Annotated in this window: 15 protein-coding genes; 7 read left to right on the top strand and 8 right to left on the bottom strand. The window is 74.3% G+C overall.

Annotated elements, in window-relative coordinates; all coding sequences use genetic code 11:
* Positions 1-402 precede the first annotated feature (402 nt).
* The gene (locus Q5530_RS02335; protein ID WP_415360387.1) at positions 403-1,830 is read right to left on the bottom strand and encodes an aldehyde dehydrogenase family protein; all 1,428 of its coding nucleotides are present in this window, start codon (positions 1,828-1,830) and stop codon (positions 403-405) included.
* A 151-nt stretch (positions 1,831-1,981) separates the two neighbouring features.
* On the opposite strand from Q5530_RS02335, the gene Q5530_RS02330 reads away from it, so the two are divergent.
* The 3 genes from Q5530_RS02330 to Q5530_RS02320 all read left to right on the top strand — a co-directional run bounded on the left by Q5530_RS02330 (position 1,982) and on the right by Q5530_RS02320 (position 5,333).
* Positions 1,982-3,262, top strand: a complete 1,281-nt coding sequence (locus Q5530_RS02330; RefSeq protein WP_415360386.1) for a PucR family transcriptional regulator — start codon at positions 1,982-1,984, stop codon at positions 3,260-3,262.
* Positions 3,263-3,310: 48 nt separating this feature from the next.
* Complete coding sequence (locus tag Q5530_RS02325) at positions 3,311-3,793, top strand: hypothetical protein (protein WP_415360385.1); 483 nt, start codon at positions 3,311-3,313, stop codon at positions 3,791-3,793.
* A 235-nt stretch (positions 3,794-4,028) separates the two neighbouring features.
* Complete coding sequence (locus Q5530_RS02320; RefSeq protein ID WP_415360384.1) at positions 4,029-5,333, top strand: protein kinase domain-containing protein; 1,305 nt, start codon at positions 4,029-4,031, stop codon at positions 5,331-5,333.
* 46 nt (positions 5,334-5,379) lie between these two features.
* Here Q5530_RS02320 and Q5530_RS02315 read toward each other — a convergent pair whose 3' ends face one another.
* Genes Q5530_RS02315 through Q5530_RS02305 form a run of 3 tightly spaced genes read right to left on the bottom strand, consistent with a single transcriptional unit; the run spans position 5,380 to position 7,782 of the window.
* A complete protein-coding gene (locus tag Q5530_RS02315; RefSeq protein ID WP_415360382.1) occupies positions 5,380-6,342 on the bottom strand; it encodes an LLM class F420-dependent oxidoreductase in 963 nt (320 codons plus the stop codon).
* Positions 6,343-6,352: 10 nt separating this feature from the next.
* Positions 6,353-7,003 (bottom strand): HAD family hydrolase, encoded by a 651-nt coding sequence (locus Q5530_RS02310; RefSeq protein WP_415360380.1) that lies wholly within the window; start codon positions 7,001-7,003, stop codon positions 6,353-6,355.
* 50 nt (positions 7,004-7,053) lie between these two features.
* Entirely contained in the window at positions 7,054-7,782 is a 729-nt protein-coding gene (locus tag Q5530_RS02305) for an alpha/beta fold hydrolase (RefSeq protein WP_380633476.1), read from the bottom strand.
* Positions 7,783-8,055: 273 nt separating this feature from the next.
* On the opposite strand from Q5530_RS02305, the gene Q5530_RS02300 reads away from it, so the two are divergent.
* From Q5530_RS02300 to Q5530_RS02285, 4 genes are read left to right on the top strand one after another with little or no spacing between them, the layout of a single operon-like run.
* Entirely contained in the window at positions 8,056-8,964 is a 909-nt protein-coding gene (locus Q5530_RS02300; protein WP_415360378.1) for an ABC transporter ATP-binding protein, read from the top strand.
* 8 nt (positions 8,965-8,972) lie between these two features.
* Positions 8,973-9,698, top strand: coding sequence for an ABC transporter permease (locus Q5530_RS02295; RefSeq protein ID WP_415360376.1), 726 nt, complete (start codon positions 8,973-8,975; stop codon positions 9,696-9,698).
* 2 nt (positions 9,699-9,700) lie between these two features.
* Positions 9,701-10,900 (top strand): sensor histidine kinase, encoded by a 1,200-nt coding sequence (locus tag Q5530_RS02290; RefSeq protein ID WP_415360374.1) that lies wholly within the window; start codon positions 9,701-9,703, stop codon positions 10,898-10,900.
* Positions 10,897-11,514, top strand: a complete 618-nt coding sequence (locus Q5530_RS02285) for a response regulator (RefSeq protein WP_415360372.1) — start codon at positions 10,897-10,899, stop codon at positions 11,512-11,514. The genes Q5530_RS02290 and Q5530_RS02285 overlap by 4 nt, the downstream gene beginning before the upstream one ends.
* A 237-nt stretch (positions 11,515-11,751) precedes the next feature.
* Here Q5530_RS02285 and Q5530_RS02280 read toward each other — a convergent pair whose 3' ends face one another.
* The 4 genes from Q5530_RS02280 to Q5530_RS02265 all read right to left on the bottom strand — a co-directional run bounded on the left by Q5530_RS02280 (position 11,752) and on the right by Q5530_RS02265 (position 16,825).
* The gene (locus Q5530_RS02280; RefSeq protein ID WP_415360371.1) at positions 11,752-12,234 is read right to left on the bottom strand and encodes a nucleoside deaminase; all 483 of its coding nucleotides are present in this window, start codon (positions 12,232-12,234) and stop codon (positions 11,752-11,754) included.
* 138 nt (positions 12,235-12,372) lie between these two features.
* Positions 12,373-14,703 carry a xanthine dehydrogenase subunit D gene (pucD, locus tag Q5530_RS02275; RefSeq protein ID WP_415360370.1) on the bottom strand — a complete coding sequence of 777 codons (2,331 nt, stop codon included), beginning with the start codon at positions 14,701-14,703 and terminating at the stop codon, positions 12,373-12,375.
* Between the two features lie 272 nt (positions 14,704-14,975).
* Positions 14,976-16,334 (bottom strand): 8-oxoguanine deaminase, encoded by a 1,359-nt coding sequence (locus Q5530_RS02270; RefSeq protein WP_415360368.1) that lies wholly within the window; start codon positions 16,332-16,334, stop codon positions 14,976-14,978.
* Positions 16,331-16,825 carry a (2Fe-2S)-binding protein gene (locus Q5530_RS02265; RefSeq protein WP_415360366.1) on the bottom strand — a complete coding sequence of 165 codons (495 nt, stop codon included), beginning with the start codon at positions 16,823-16,825 and terminating at the stop codon, positions 16,331-16,333. Before Q5530_RS02265 ends, Q5530_RS02270 begins: the two co-directional genes overlap by 4 nt.

Genomic DNA, 16,825 nt, shown 5'->3' with positions numbered 1-16,825 from the left:
AGCGGGATCACTCGTATGGAGCGCCCTCGTTCGGGTGGGCGACGTCACCGCGGTCAGGAAGTATGGCAAATTCGACTGCCCTGGGCAACGAGGTGATCGGGTGTTCTGCATAAGAACATCCGATCGGGCGAGGATAAAATTCAAATGCCACGGTGCGTGACCGAATTCTTGCGGTCAACGTCGAGGCACGGGGTCGGGGCCCGCCGAGGGGGCGCCCCCGCGGCGGGAACGCCCCCTCGGGACGTGGCTTCGGCTGACCGAATTCGAGCGCGACGGGTGCTTCGGACGACCCGTGACCGCCGGCCGTGCGCCTGAGGCCCCGGAGTTCCGGGGCCTCAGAGTTCCGGGGGCCTCAGAGTTCCGGGGCCCCGGGGTTCCGGGAGTCTCAGGGTTCCGGGGGTCTCAGAGCTCCAGGCCGGTGAGCACCAGGACCCGCTGCTCGGTCAGGTCCTCCATGGCCGCGCGCACGCCCTCCCGACCGCTGCCCGACTCCTTGACCCCGCCGTAGGGCATCTGGTCGGCCCGGAAGCTGGGCACGTCGCCCACGACCACCCCGCCCACCGCCAACCGGGCCGAGGCCCGGAACGCCAGGCGCACGTCGTGCGTGAACACCCCCGCCTGCAACCCGAAGCGCGAGGCGTTGACCCGGTCGAACGCCTCCTCGGTCGAGTCCACCGCCGCCAGCACCACCACCGGCCCGAAGACCTCCTCGTCGACCACCCGGCACCCCGGCGGCACGTCGGCCAGCACGGTCGGCTCGACCACCGCCCCGGCCCGCCGGCCGCCGGTCAGCACCCGGGCGCCCGCGGCGACCGCCTCGTCCACCCACTCCTGCACCCGGCGCGCGGCGGCCTCGTCGATCAGCGGACCGACGTCGGTGGCCGGGTCGGCCGGATTCCCCACCCCGAGCCCGCGCACGTGCGCCACCACCGCCCGCTCCAACTCCGGGTAGACCTCCCGGTGCGCGTACACGCGCTGCACCGAGATGCAGGACTGCCCGCCCTGGTACATGGCGAACGTGGCGATGCGCGAGGCGGCGAAGTCCAGGTCGGTCCAGTCCGGGCACACCACCGCCGCCGCGTTGCCGCCCAGCTCCAGCACCACGTGCTTGCGCGGCACCCGCTCCTGGATCGAGTACCCCACCGGACCCGAACCGGTGAACGACACCACCGGCAGCCTCGGGTCCTCGGCCAGCGCGCCCGCCACCTCGTTGGGCACCGGCAGCACCGACCACGACCCGGCCGGCAGGTCGGTCCCGGCCAGCAGCTCGCCGAGCAGCAGCGCCACCAGCGGCGTCGCGGGCGCGGGCTTGACCACGATCGGCGCGCCCACCGCCAGCGCCGGGGCGACCTTGTGCGCCACCAGGTTCAGCGGGAAGTTGAACGGCGCGATGCCCAGCACCGGCCCGCGCGGCACCCGCCGCACCAGCGCCAACCGGCCCGTCGCCGCCGGGTCGGTGTCCAGCCGCTGGAGCTCGCCGGAGAACCGCCGCGCCTCCTCGGCCGCCCACCGGAACACCGACACCGCCCGCGACACCTCCACCCGCGCCCACCGCACCGGCTTGCCCGACTCCGCGGTGATCAGCGCGGCCACCTCGTCGGCCCGCTCGGCCAACCGGCGCGACACGTGGTCCAGCGCCGCCGCGCGGGCGTGCGCGGGCAGCACGGCGAACCCACCGGCCGCGGCGTGCGCGGCGGCGACCGCCCGCTCCACGTCCAGGGCCGACGCGTGCGACGTCACCCCCGCCACCGCGCCGTCGTGCGGGCTGCGGACCTCGACCCGGTCCTCGCTCGTCGCGGGCTGTCCCGCGACCCAGTACGGCGTGCTCACTCCACGGCTCCTTCCACCACGTCCGGCCCCTCGGCCGGGTCGGTCACCCGGGTGCCGTCCACGTCGCGCGGGCTGGTCACGGTTCCAGGATCGTCCACCCGGACCAGGGGCGGCAGTGGTCGGACCGGCCACCGCGCTGTACACAGTGTCCATGCCGTTGACGGTGGGGGCGCTGGCCCGCGGGGTCGGTCTGCCGGTGGTGGTCGACGCGGGGCTGGACCGCGTGGTGGCCTGGGCGCACAGCACCGAGCTGGTCGACCCGACGCCGTTCCTGGAGGGCGGTGAGCTGCTGCTGACCACCGGCCTCGCGCTCGGCCCGCACGGGGACTACGTGCGGCGGCTCGTCGCGGCGGGGGTGGTCGGCCTGGGCTTCGGCACCGGCCTGAGCCACGACCGGGTGCCCCCCGACCTGGTCACGGCGGCGGAGGAGGCCGGGCTGGCGCTGCTGGAGGTGCCCAGGGCCACGCCGTTCATCGCGATCACCAAGGCGGTGGCCGCCGATGGCCACGCGGTCCTCACCCGGGCCGCCGAGGCGCACCGCGCGCTGAGCCGCGCCGCCGTCGCCGGGGGAGCCGGGGGCGTGGTGCGGCGGCTCGCCCGGCTGCTCGACGGGGCCGCGGTCCTGCTGGACGGGGCGGGCGCGCCCGTCCACGTCGCCGGCGACCCGCCCGAGCCCGTCCTGGCCGACTTCGCCGCGCAGGCCCGCCGGCTCGCGTCGTCCGGCGGACCGGCCGGGGCCGCGTGGCAGGTGGGGGAGCGGCACGCCGCGGTGCAGGCGCTCGGGCGGCGCGGGTTCCTGGCTGTGCTGGCGCCGCGGCCGCTGGAGGCGGGGGTGGTCAACACCGCCGCGTCGCTGCTCACCCTGGCGCTGGTCCGGTCCGACGAGGTCGACCGGGTCCACCGGGAGCTGCGCGCCGAGCGGTTCCGGCTGCTGCTGGCGGGGGTGGTGGTGGCCGGGCTGCCCGAGGCGCCGTTCCGCGTGTTCCTGCCGGCGGCGCCGGTGCCCGACCCGCCGGGGTTCTGGGCCGAGGTCGACGGGCGGCAGGTGGTGCTCGCCCAGGACCTCGACGTGCCGGCGGCCGCGTCGAGCCCGGTGGGCGCGACGAGCGTCGCGCGCGGCTACCGCGAGGCGCTGCGGGCGCTGGAGGAGGGCGTGGCCAGGTTCGAGGACGTGGCCGCCGCGGGGCTGCTGGCCCCCGACGCGGCCGAGCACGCCGCGGCCCTGCTCGCCCCGCTGGACGACGTGCAGCGGGAGACGCTGCGGGTGTGGCTGGCGTGCCACGGCCAGTTCGACCCGGCCGCCGCCCGGCTCGGGGTGCACCGGCACACCGTGCGCAACCGCTTGCGGCGCGTCGAGCGGCTGCTCGGGCGCTCGCTGGACCCCGCAGGAACACGTGCGGAACTCTGGTTGGCCCTGCACGTCGCGCACTAGGCTCGATCCGCACCGCCACGCCCATCCCCAACCCACGAGGGGGTTGCTTTGGCGCGCTTGCGCTTGTTCGCGCACACGGCCGGTGTCCTCACGGCCGCCGCCACGTTGATCGCCGCGGTGCTGACCAGCCCGGCGAGCGCGTGCAGCTGTGTGCCCGGTGACACCGAGCCCCAGCGGTACCAGCGGGCGAACCACGTGTTCAGCGGAACGGTGGTCGCCTCCGAGACCGAGGCGAACGACCCGTCCACGGTCGGCGACGACCGGTACCGCTACCGGGTCGAGGTGGACGTGGAGTACAAGGGCGACGTGCCGCCCATGGTCGACGTCCTGACCTCCGTCCACGGCTCCACCTGCGGCACCACGCTGGCGGTGGGGACGGAGTACCTCGTGTTCGCCTTCGGCGACTCTTCCGATGCCAGGGTGGACACCCATTTGTGCAGCGGCACCCGGCACGCCTCCGGCGGCCCGCCCACGAGCCAGGGCCCGACCGGGTCGTCCACCACGCCGACCTGTTCGACGCCCACGCCGTGACCCGCCGCCCCGGGACCGCTCGACCGGGTGGTCCCGGGGCCTGGTCCTTTCGCACCCCTCCGTGATCGGTTCTGCCCACGAGTCCGCAGAAATTCAGAAGATCGGGTGGTTTACGGTTCGCCATAGTGGGTAGCTGTCCCCGACAGGGGGAACGAGGCGGCCTGACCGCACCACGCGACCGGGTAGTTTCCGGCGTCCGAAAAAACCTCGTCGACGCAGCGGAGGGACGACCCGGATGTGGGACGGTGACCTGACCGGAGAGGTCGTCGACGACCGGTACGAACTGGCCGACCTCTACGGCTCGGGTGGCATGGCCGAGGTGTACCGGGCATCCGACCGGCGGCTCGACCGCGGGGTCGCGATCAAGTTCTTCCAGGGCGAGGCGACCCCCGAGGACCGCATCCGGCTGGTCCGCGAGGCGGAGGTGCTGGGCGCCCTGCGCTGCCCCGGTCTGATCGAGGTCTACGACACCGGTGTGCACCGGGGCCGGCCGTACTTCGTGATGCAGCCGATCGAGGGCGGCACGCTGCGCCGACGCATGCGCGAGGCGCTGGCGCCCGCGGTGGTGGCCCACCTGGGCGCGCAGGTCGCCGAGGTGCTGGCCCACGTGCACGCCAACGGCGTGGTGCACCGCGACGTGAAGCCCTCGAACATCCTGCTCGACACCGGCGGCAGGCGCGCCTACCTGGCCGACTTCGGCCTGGCGCTCCAGGCGCAGGTCACCCGGGTCACCCGCACGGGCGTCCTGGTCGGCACCGCCGGCTACCTCGCCCCGGAGCAGGTGCGCGGCGCCGACGTGGGACCCGCCGCCGACGTCTACGCCCTGGGCCTGGTGCTGCTGGAGTGCCTGACCGGCAGGCCCGAGTACCCCGGCGGCGACACCGAGGCCGCGCTCGCCCGCCTGCACCGCGAACCCCGCGTCCCCGTCAACCTGCCCCGGGCGCTCACCGCCGCGCTGACCGCCATGACCGCCACCGACCCCGATCACCGACCCACCGCGGCCGAGTGCGCGCGCCTGCTCACCACCGCCGAACGCCTCTGCACGGGCCTGCCGCCCCTGGTCCAGGTGGCGGTGGCGACGCCGAGCCCGGCCGCCCCGGCGCGCCGGCGGGGCAACGGCGTGCTGCTCGGCGGCGCGGTGGCGGCCGCGGCGGCGCTGACGCTGCTGGCGGTGCTGAACCTGGGGGACTCGCCACCCGAGGAGAACCGGACCGGGCAGCCGGAGCAGCCCGCCGGGGCGACCACCGTCGTGCAGCCCGTCGTGCGGGTCCCCGCCACCACCGGCGACCCGCGCCCGGAGGACGACCGGGCCCCGGTGACCGTGGTGCGGGAGGTGCCCGACCAGGCGCCGCCGACCACGACCACCGCCGACGTCACCACGACCGGTGCGCCCGCCGCCACCGGGACCGGGAGCGCGGTCGACGACCTCGCGGTGGCGCCGACGACCGCCGGTCCCGCGACGCCGCACCTGCCCAGCCAGGCCAAGACGCCCGCCAACCCGCAGCCGAAGTCGAGGGAACGCGGGCCGGGCAACGGCTGAACGGGAACGGTCGGCGCAGGAGTTCGGCGGTCAGCGGTTCAGCGGTTCAGCGCAGGGCGGGGAGCAACTTGCCCTTGGCGAAGTCCAGGAACTCCCGCTGGTGGTCGCCGCCGATCTGGACCAGGGCCAGGTCGGTGAACCCGGCGTCGCGGAACTTCGCCGCCGCCTCCACGATCGGCCCCACCTCCGGCCCGCACGGGATCTGCTCCGCCACGTCCTCCGGCCGCACGAACCGCGTCGCGCCGGCGAACCCGGCCGTGCCGGGCAGCTCGGAGTTCACCTTCCACCCGCCCGCGAACCAGCGGAACTGCTCGTGCGCCCGCTCGACGGCCCGGTCCCGGTCGGTGTCCCAGCACACCGGCAGCTGGCCGATCTTGCGCGACGAGCCGCCCCCGCCCTGGAAGACGTCCCACTCCCGGCACAGCGCCGGTTCCGCCTCGGTCGACACCATCGCGTCGGCCAGCGGCGCGAACGTGCGCACCGACTGGTTGCCCGACACCGCCACCGCGATCGGCACCCGCTGCTCGGGCAGGTCCCACAGCTTCGCCGAGTCCACCCGGAAGTGCTCGCCGGAGTAGTTCACGTACCCGCCGTCGAACAGCAGCGAGATGATCTCCACGGCCTCGCGCAGCAGCTCGTGCCGCACGTTCACCGGCGGCCAGCCGCGGCCCACCACGTGCTCGTTGAGGTTCTCGCCCGCGCCCAGGCCCAGCGTGAACCGGTTGCCCGACAGCAGCTGCACGGTCGCGGCCTTCTGCGCCACCACGGCCGGGTGGTAGCGCACGGTCGGGCAGGTCACGTAGGTCATCAGCTCCACCCGTTCGGTGGCCTGGCTGACCGCGCCCAGCACGCTCCACGCGTACGGCGCGTGCCCCTGCTCGTCCAGCCACGGCGAGTAGTGGTCGCTCATGACCTCGAAGTCGAACCCCGCGCCCTCGGCCAGGGCGGCGTGCTCGACCAGCTCGCGTGGACCGGCCTGCTCGGTCATCAGGGTGTAGCCGATCCGCACGATCGTCCTCCTAGGCCATCGGCAGGTCGGTGAGGTCCGCCCGCAACTGGTCGAGTTCCTCGTAGACTGCCGACGCCCCGTGCTCCCGCAACTCGGCCTCGCCGAAACCACCCGTGCGGAGGCAGACCACGGGCAGCCCGGCGCGGTGCGCGGCGTCGCAGTCCCACACCGAGTCGCCGATCACCACGGCCCGCCCGCCGTCGCGGTCCACCTGCCGCAGCGCGACCTCGACGAGGTCGGGCGCGGGCTTGCTCTCCGCCACGTCCTCCGAGGACGTGGACGGCACGTCCACCGCGTCGATCAGCCCGAGGTAGTGGTCCACGTGCCGGCGCTTGCCGGAGCTGGCCAGCACCACCGCGAGGTCCTGCTCCCGCGCCGCCGACACCAGCCGGTGCGCGCCCTCCAGCGGCCGGACCTCGGCCAGCATCGGCTCGAACTCCGCCTCCCACGCCTCGCGCAGCTCGTCACCGCGGTCGCGCTCGACGTGCTCGCCCGCCACGGCCGCGACCAGCTTGTCGCCGCCCATGCCGATGGCGCGGTGCAGCCGCCAGGTCGGCACGGTGAGGTCGAAGCGGCGGAACGCGCGGAACCAGGCCACGGCGTGGTGGTAGTTGGTGTCCACCAGCGTGCCGTCCACGTCGAGGACCAGCGTGTTGGTCATGGGCCGGGGTTAGCCCGGCCGGACGACCCGCAAACCGGCCCCGGTCGGGGTCAGCCCAGGAACTCCTCGATCAGCCGGGCCCACTCGCGGGGCGCCTCCAGCGCGGGCGCGTGACCGCTGTCCAGCTCCGCCCACCGCGCGCCCGGGACCAGGTCGGCCAGCGCGCGGGTGGCGCTCGGCGAGATCAGCCGGTCGTGCTTGGTGCCGACGACGAGGGTCGGCACGTGCACGCGCGGCAGCTCGTCGGTCAGGTCGGTGCTCAGCACCAGGTCGACCTGCTCGGGGCTGCCCGGCGGGATCGTCGCGGCGATCAGGTCCAGGAACCCGGCCTCCTGCTCGGCGGTCATCCGCCGGTGGAACGGCTCGCCCAGCACGGTCGACATCAGGTAGCGGGCCACCGCGGTGCGGTTGCCCGCCGCCAACAGCCTGGACCACTCCTGCAACCGGGCCCGCGTCTCGTCGTCGGCGCGCACGAACCCGGCGGTGAGCACCAGGGCCGTCACGCGTTCGGGGTACCGCAGCGCCGCGCGCACCGCGACCGCGCACCCCAGGGAGAAACCGACGACCGCGAACCGCTCCTCGGCACCGGCGGCGGCCACGAGCCGGTCGGCCAGGTCGTCGAGCTCCAGCGGCCCGCCGGCGCGGGGCGTGGCGCCCGAACCGGGGAAGTCCACCGCGTGCACCTTGCGCTTGCGGGACAGCTGGGGGATGAGCGGGCTGAAGTTCGCCCGGACGGCGCCGCCGGCGCCGTGGGCCAACAGGAGCGAGGGGGGAGTCACGCGTCCGATTCTGCCGGTCGGCCCCCGTCCCCCGCCGCCGATCCGGGTGAAGCCCTCATGTCGACCACCTCACCCCACGCCCAACCTTCACCCGAAAATCGCGAGTCGTACGTTCAGACCCACCGTGTCGTACGTTCAGGACCCCCGAGTTCAACATCCGGGTCCCCCGAGACCCCCGTCCGGGGTGGTCTAGGGGACATCAACCGATCGGTTGACCCGGAGTCCGGCCCGCCGTGGGATCCGCCGGGCCGCCCCGTCGACCAGCCTGGGCGCATGGCGATCATCGAGGTGGTCGACCTCGTCAAGAGGTACGACCGGAAAGTCGCGGTGGACGGCGTGTCGTTCACCGTCGACGAGGGGGAGATCTTCGGGATCCTCGGCCCCAACGGAGCCGGGAAGACCACGACCGTCGAGTGCGTCGAGGGGTTGCGCTCGCCGGACGGCGGCACCATCCGGGTGGACGGGCTCGACCCCCGGCGCGACCGGGCCGAGTTGCGGACCAGGCTGGGCGTGCAGCTCCAGCAGAGCGAACTGCCCGACCGCATCCGGGTGGGCGAGGCGCTCGACCTGTACTCGTCCTTCTACCGCGACCCGGCCGACTGGCGGGAGCTGCTGGACCGCCTCGGCCTGGGCGACCGCGCCCGCACCGAGTACCGCCGGCTCTCCGGCGGCCAGAAGCAGCGCGTCTCCATCGCGCTCGCGCTGATCGGCAAGCCGCGGGTGGCCGTGCTCGACGAGCTGACCACCGGCCTGGACCCGCAGGCCCGCCGCGACACGTGGAGCCTGGTGGAGCAGGTCCGCGACTCCGGCGTCACGGTCGTGCTGGTCACGCACTTCATGGAGGAGGCCGAGCGCCTCTGCGACCGGCTGGCCCTGATCGACGGGGGCCGGCTCGTCGCCGTGGACAGCCCGGCCGGGCTGGTGTCCCGCGTGAACGACGAGCAGACGGTCCGGTTCCGGCCCACCGGCCCGCTCGACCTCGAACTGCTGCGGGAACTGCCCGAGGTGTCCCGCGTCGAGCAGCACGGCTCGCGGGTCGTCGTCACCGGCGGGGGCAACCTGCTGCACGCCGTCACCGCGGTCCTCGCCCGCAACCACGTCGTCGCCGCCGACCTGCGCGTCGAGCAGGCGGACCTGGACGACGCCTTCATCCGCCTCACCGGCCACGCGCTCACGGAGTGATCCCGGACATGCTGAAGATCATCGACATCGAGTGGAAGCTGTTCCTGCGCGAGCCGGTCACGGTCGCGTTCGCGATCTTCTTCCCCACCGTCCTGCTGCTGGTCCTGGGCGCGATCCCGGCCCTGCGCACCCCGGACCCCAACTTCGGGGACCAGCGGTTCATCGACGCCTACGTGTCCACGCTGGTGGTGATCGCGCTGGCGTTCCTGGGCCTGAACAAGCTGCCCGCCACCGTCGCCACCTACCGCGAGAAGGGCGTGCTGCGCCGCTTCTCCACCACGCCCGTCAGCCCGGCCCGCCTGCTGGTCGCGCAGCTGGTGGTGAACCTGATCGCCGGCACGGCGTCGGTCGTGCTGCTGATGGCCGTGTGCCGGGTCGTGTTCGACATCGACCTGCCGCACCACGCGCTCGGCTTCCTGCTGACGTTCCTGCTCGGCATGCTCTCGCTGTCCGCGCTGGGCCTGCTGGTGGCCGCGTGGGCGCCGACGGCCCGGGCCGCGGGCGGCTGGGCGACCGTGGTGTTCATGCTGGTCATGTTCTTCGGCGGCGCCTACCTGCCGCGGTTCCTGATGCCCGACCTGCTGGTCCGCATCGGCGAGCACCTGCCGCCCGGCGTGGGCGCGTTGCAGGAGTCGTGGCTCGGCGCCGCGCCGGACCCGGTGCACCTGGGCGTCCTGGCCCTGGTCACGGTGGTGGCGGGTACCGTCGCGGCGAAGTCCTTCCGCTGGGAGTAGCCGTGATCGATAAGCTCGAGGTGTGGGAACGCCGCCTGCACGCCGCGGACCACGCCATCCCGTACCTCGTGCTCACGCTGCCGACGCTGGTGTACGTGCTGGTCATCCCGGACGCGCAGGGGACGAAGGCGGTCAACGTCGGCATCGCCGCGGCCACGGCCCTGTGGATGCTGTGGTGGCACACGCTGCACCCCAGGTGGCGCGACCGGCGCGGCCTCATGGCCGTGTTCTACGTCGGGATCCTGGTGGCCTACGCCGTGCTGGGCCTGCGGCACTCGATCTTCGGCTTCTTCTCGTTCGCCGGCTACATCTACGCGTTCGACGTGCTGCGGGGCCGCTGGAAGTTCGTTGGCGTGGTGTCCACCGGGGTGCTGGCCGCCACCTCGCTGAACGGCGGCCTGCCCGCGCCGGACCCGGTGTCGATCGGCGTCTACCTGGCGATCGTGTTCATCATCGTCACGATCGCCGGCACGTTCACCCTGCTCGCGCACTTCACCGACGCGCAGTCCCAGCGCCGCAAGGAGCTCATGGCCGAGATGGCCACGATGATGGAGGAGAACGCGGGCCTGCACGCGCAGCTGCTCATCCAGGCCCACGAGGCGGGCGTGCTGGACGAGCGGCAGCGGCTGGCGCGGGAGATCCACGACACCCTCGCCCAGGGGTTCGCCGGCATCATCACCCAGCTCCAGGTCGACGAGGGCCCGCCCCGGCACGTCGAGACGGCGTTGCGGCTGGCCAGGGAGAACTTGGCCGAGGCGCGCCGCTCCGTGCACGCCCTGCGCCCGCCGGCGCTGGTGGACGCGAACCTGCCCGACGCGTTGTCCGAGGTCGTGACCGGGTGGATCGACCAGACCGGGGTGGCGGCGACGGTCGCCACGACGGGGGCGGCGCGGCCGCTGCACCCGGAGGTGGAGGTGACGCTGCTGCGCGCCGCGCAGGAGGCGCTGTCCAACGTCGCCAAGCACGCGGGCGCGTCGCGGGTCGGGCTGACCCTGTCGTACATGGAGGACGTGGTGACGCTGGACGTGCGCGACGACGGCGCCGGGTTCGACCCCGCGCGCGCGACGGACGGTTTCGGCCTGGTCGGCATGCGGCAACGGGTGTCCAGGCTGGCGGGAGCGCTGGTGGTGGAGTCGGAGCCGGGCGGCGGCACGGCGGTGTCGGCGTCGGTGCCGGCGATCCCGGCGGGGGTGGCCCGGTGATCCGCGTGGTGGTGGTGGACGACCACCCGGTGGTGCGGGACGGGTTGCGCGGGATGCTCGCCACCGCCGGTGACGTCGAGGTGGTGGGGGAGGCGGCGGACGGCGCGGAGGCGGTGGCCGTGGTGCGCGCGGTGGCGCCGGACGTGGTGCTGATGGACCTGCGGATGCCCGGTGTGGACGGCGTGACCGCGATCGAGCGGCTGCGGGACTTCCCGACGCGCGTGCTGGTGCTCACCACCTACGACACCGACAGCGACGTGCTGCCCGCGATCAAGGCCGGGGCGACGGGGTACCTGCTCAAGGACACGCCGCGCGACGAGCTGTTCCGGGCGGTGCGCTCGGCGGCGCGGGGCGAGGCGGTGCTGTCGCCGTCGGTGGCGACCCGGCTGGTGGAGCAGGTGCGGCAGCCCGCGGCGGAGCCGCTGAGCGACCGCGAGGTCGAGGTGCTGGGGCTGATCGCGCGCGGCTGCACCAACCGGGAGGCGGCGGTGAGGCTGTTCATCAGCGAGGCGACGGTGAAGACGCACCTGGTGCACGTCTACGCCAAGCTGGGGGTCAAGGACCGCGCCGCCGCCGTCGCCGTGGCCTACGAGCGGGGCCTGCTGGGCGCTTAGCCGCTCCCGGTCCGTTCGGTTGTCCACAGGCCCGCCACTCGACCGGGGGACGTTTCGGGCCCTTCCCCGGACACCCCCGCCGACTTGTCCACAGCCCCGGCGGAAGTCGTTGTGCCACCGGAAAACCCGGCGCAACCTGGCCCCATGAACACCGCTCCCCCCACCACCGGCCACCCCATCCCTTTCCCGCGCCGCAGCCCTTTCCCGCACCGCGGCCTCGCCGCGGTGCGCCCGAGTTCAGTAGTCGACCCGGTCCGCGCGGGACAGCCACGCCCTGAACGGTGCGTCGTCCACACCCGTGGAGACCTGCCGCACCGGCAGGGGCCAGGACTCGCGCGGCCTGGCGAACAGCTCGTGGAACTCGCGGTCGTCGAACCCGGCCGCGGCGGCGTCATGCCGGTCCGCGGCGTAGACGACCCGGTCCACCCGCGCCCACAGGGCGGCCGAGAGGCACAGCGGGCACGGCTCGCACGAGGACACCAGCACGCAGCCGGTGAGCCGGAAGTCGCCGATCTCCCGGCAGGCGGTGCGGATCGCCACCACCTCGGCGTGGGCGGTCGGGTCGAGCGAGGCCGTCACCTGGTTGGTCCCGGTGGCGATGACGGCGCCGTCGCGGACGACCACGGCGCCGAACGGTCCGCCGCCCGTCGCGACGCTGCGGGTGGCCAGCTCGACGGACTCGCGCAGCCAGGCGTGGTCGGGGGAGACGGTCGTGGTCATGGGTGTCGTGCCCTTCGTCGCGGGCGGGATCGCCGCGGGTCGGTCGGCCGGGCCGCCCGCCCGGCGCCGCTGCGGCGCCTGGGCGGTCTGCTCCGGGGCTTGGTCGGGAGGTGGTGGCCCGCGTCTCGGCGGGGGTGGTCAGGTGCCGGTGATGTGCTCCGGCCGGACGGGCACGCGCGGCAGGTCCAGGCCGGTCGCCGCGCGGACGGCGGCGACGATGGCCGGCGTCGAGGAGATGGTGGGCGGCTCGCCGACGCCGCGCACACCGTAGGGCGCGTGGGGGTCGGCCAGCTCCAGCACGTCGATGGTCATCGGCGGCATGTCGAGCACGGTCGGGATGAGGTAGTCGGTAAACGACGGGTTGCGCACCCGCCCGCCCTCGACCTGGATCTCCTCCATCACCGCCAGCCCGAGGCCCTGCGCCGAGCCGCCCTGGATCTGACCGAGGACGGCCTGCGGGTTCAGCGCCCGGCCCACGTCCTGGGCGCAGGCCAGCTCGACCACCTTCACCAGGCCCAGCTCGGTGTCGACGTCGACCACGGCCCGGTGGGCGGCGAAGCCGTACTGCACGTGCGCGTTGCCCTGCCCGGTCACCGGGTCGAGGGGTTCGGTGGCCCGGTGCCGCCACTCCGCGGTCTCCTCGATCACCTCGTTCCCGAGCAGCGCGGCCAGGTCGAGCGCGGTGGGGTCGAACGACGCGGGGTCGGGCGATGCCGGGTCGAGCGCGGTCGGGTCGAGCGCGGTCGGGTCGAGCGCGGTCAGGTCGAGCGCGGTGAGGTCGAGTCCTGCCGGGGTGCGGTCGCGCGCCAGCCGGGCCAGTCTCAGGCGCACCGCCGCGCAGGCGGCCTTTACCGCGCCGCCGGTCACGTAGGTCTGCCGGGAGGCCGAGGTGGAGCCGCCGTTGCCGATACCGGTGTCCATGGGCAGGATCGTCACCCGCTCCACGCCCAGCTCGGTGCGCACGATCTGCTGCATGATCGTCACCAGCCCCTGGCCGACCTCGACCGCGGCGGTGTGCGCCAGCGCGACCGGCTCGCCGTTGATCACCTGGAGCCGGACCCGCGCGGTGGAGTAGTCGTCGAAGCCCTCGGAGAAGCAGATGTTCTTGATGCCGACCGCGTAGCCCACGCCGCGCACCACGCCCTCGCCGTGCGTGGTGTTGGAGACGCCGCCGGGCAGGTCGCGCAGGTCGACGGCGGTGCGCCGCGGCGGGAGCGGCTTGGCCCTGACCAGCTCCAGCAACCGCGCCACCGGCGCGGCGGAGTCGACCACCTGGCCGGTCGGCATCACCGAGCCCTCGCTCATCGCGTTGACCAACCGCAGGTCCACCGGGTCCATGCCCAGGGCCGCCGCGAGCTTGTCCATCTGGGACTCGTAGGCGAAACCGGTCTGCACCGCGCCGAAACCGCGCATCGCGCCGCACGGCGGGTTGTTGGTGTAGACGCCCCAGCAGTCCACCGTCACGTTGGGCACCTCGTAGGGGCCGATGCCGAGCGTCGCCGCGTTGGCCACCACGGCGCCCGTGCTGGACGCGTACGCGCCGCCGTCCAGGTGGATCCGCGCCTTGACGTACACCAGCCTGCCGGTGCGGTCCGCGCCGTGCTCGTAGTGCAGGACCGCGGGGTGCCGGTGCACGTGCCCGTAGAACGACTCCTCGCGGTTGTAGACCATCTTGGTGGGCTTGCCGGTGTGCAGCGCGAGCAGGCAGGCGTGCACCTGCATCGACAGGTCCTCGCGCCCGCCGAACGCGCCACCGACCCCGGAGAGGGTCAGCCGCACCTTCTCCAGCGGCAGGCCGAGCGCCGCGGCGACCTGGGCCTGGTCGACGTGCAGCCACTGGGTGGCGACGTAGAGGTCCACGCCGCCGTCCTCGGCGGGCACGGCCAGGCCCGACTCGGGACCGAGGAATGCCTGGTCCTGCATACCGACCTCGTAGCGGCCGGTGACCACGACCTCGGCCCGCGCGTCCTGGTCGCCGCGCCGGATCGGGACGTGCCGCACGAGGTTGCCGCCGGGGTGCAGGGGCGGGTCGTCGACCGCCGTCTCCATGTCCACGACGGGTTCCAGCACCTCGTACTCGACCTCGATGCGCTCCATGGCGCGCCGCGCGGTCTCGGGGTGGTCGGCGCCCACGAGCGCGATCGGCTCGCCCTGGTAGCGCACGACGTCCTCGGCCAGGACCGGCTGGTCCTTGTGCTCCAGGCCGTAGAGGTTCAGGCCCGGCACGTCCCGGTGGGTGAGCACGGCGTACACCCCGGGCACCTGCAACGCCCCGGTGATGTCGACCGACCGGATCCGGGCGTGCGGGTGAGGGCTGCGCAGGGTGGCGCCCCAGATCATGTCCTCGTGCCACAGGTCCGAGGCGTAGGCGAACTCGCCCCGGACCTTGAGGTTGCCGTCGGGCCGCTGCGGGCTGGATCCGATGCCCCCGGCGACGGCGGAGGTCAGTTCGGCGGGAGTCAGGCTCATCGCGTCCTACCGTCCTTCCTGGCGCGTACCGGCGGTCTCGACCCCGTACCCCGCCGTTCCCGCTGCTCGTACCGCTCCGCGCGGACCGGCGCCGCACCGTGCCCGGCCTGCCGGCGCCCCCACGGGCGTGGGCGAGCCGAACGCGGTGGCCGGGTCGTTTCCCGTGGTGCCCGGGTCGTTCCCCGCAATGACCGGGCCGTTTTCCGCGGTGGCCGGGCCGTCCTCGCGCCCACGCGGTGCCGCGTTCCCCTCTCCTGGGATCGTCCACCCCCTCATCGGGAAGCCGCCTTCAGCCGTCCGGCGGCGGCGCGCAGGTCGCGCGCGAGCTCGGCCTCCGGGGCGGTGCGCAGCTCGCCGTCGTCCACGACGGTCCGGCCGCCCACGAGCAGGAGCCTGAGCTTCGGCGCCGGTCCCAGGACGAGGGCGGCGACCGGGTCGTCGATGCCCGCGTGGTCGAGGCCGTCGAGCCGCCACACGGCCAGGTCGGCGAGCTTGCCGGGTTCGATCGAGCCGATCTCGTCGTCCCGGCCGAGGCAGCGCGCGCCGCCCGCGGTGCCCAGCCACAGCGCCTCGCGGGCGTCGAGCGCCCGGGGACCGCCGCGCTGGCGGGCCTGGAGGAGCGCCTGGTGCAGTTCCTCGACCATGCCGCAGGACTCGTTGGACGCGGCGCCGTCCACGCCCAGGCCGACCGGCGCGCCGGCGTCGAGCAGGTCGCGGACCGGGGCGAGACCGGTGCCCAGGCGGCCGTTGGAGGTGGGGCAGTGCGCCGAGCCGGTGCCGGTGGCGCCCAGCCGCTTCACCGCCTCGGGCGACAGGTGCACGGTGTGCGCGAGCCACACGTCCTCCCCGAGCCAGCCGAGGCGCTCGGCGTACTCGGTCGGCGTGCAGCCGAACTCGGCCAGGCACTGCTCCTCCTCGTCGGTGGTCTCGGCGAGGTGGGTGTGCAGGCGGACGCCCCTGGCCCGGGCCAGCTCGGCGGCGCCGGTCATCAGCTCCCGGCTGACCGAGAACGGCGAGCACGGGCCGACGGCGACGCGGACCAGCGCGTCGGGCGCCGGGTCGTGGTGGTCGGTGATCGCGCGTTCGGTGGCGATGAGGGCGGCCTCGGTCTCCTCGACCAGGTTGTCCGGCGGCAGGCCGCCCCGCGACCGGCCGCGGTCCATCGAGCCGCGCACGGCGTGCAGGCGGATGCCGACGCGACGGGCCGCGCTCACCAGGGCCTCGAACTGGTCGCCGCCCTCGCGGGGGAAGACGTAGTGGTGGTCGGCGGCGGTCGTGCACCCGGTGGTCGCGAGCCTGGCCAGGCCCGCCGCGGCGGCGGCGTGGGTGATCCCGGCGTCCAGGCCGCGCCACACCGGGTACAGCGCGGTCAACCACTCGAACAGCGTGGCGTCCTGGGCGATGCCGCGCGTGGCCCACTGGTAGAGGTGGTGGTGCGTGTTGACCAGGCCGGGAGTGATCAGGCAGCCGCTGCCGTCGATCCACGTGTGGGGCCCGGCGGGCCTGGGCGCCTGGCCGGGGCCGACGGCGGTGATCCGACCGTTCTCGACCACGACGTGGCCGGACGCGTGCTCGGTGCCGGCGGCGTCCACGGTGGCGACCGCGGCGCCGTCGATGATCGTCGGGGTCATCGGCGTCCGTCCGCCCGGACGGCGGCCGCCAGCCGCACCGCGTCCAGGATCTTCTCGTAGCCGGTGCAGCGGCAGAGGTTGCCTGCCAGCGCCTCGCGGATCTCCGGGTCGCTCGGGCGCGGGACGCGGTTGAGCAGGTCGTGGGTCGCGATGACGAGACCGGGGGTGCAGAAGCCGCACTGCACCGCGCCCGCCTCGACGAACGCCTCCTGCACGGGGTCGAGCGCGTCGGCGCCGGCGGAGGGGTCGCCCGTGGCGAGCCCCTCGACCGTGCGGACCTCGCGGTCCTGCACCTGGCCCGCGGCGACCAGGCACGCGCACACCGGCACGTCGTCCAGGTACACCGTGCACGAACCGCACTCGCCCTGCTCGCAGGCGTTCTTGGAGCCGGGCAGGCCCAGTCGCTCGCGAAGGAGGAACAGGAGGCTCTCGCCTTCCCACACGTCGTCGGCCTGCCGCCGCTCACCGTTCACCGTCACGTCCACGCGCAT

This window comes from Saccharothrix sp. BKS2 (genome assembly GCF_047689505.1).
Taxonomy (GTDB): Bacteria; Actinomycetota; Actinomycetes; order Mycobacteriales; family Pseudonocardiaceae; genus Actinosynnema; species Actinosynnema lopnurensis.
The sequence above is the reverse complement of the archived record's forward strand: the minus strand, read 5'-3'. Positions and strand labels throughout refer to the sequence as shown.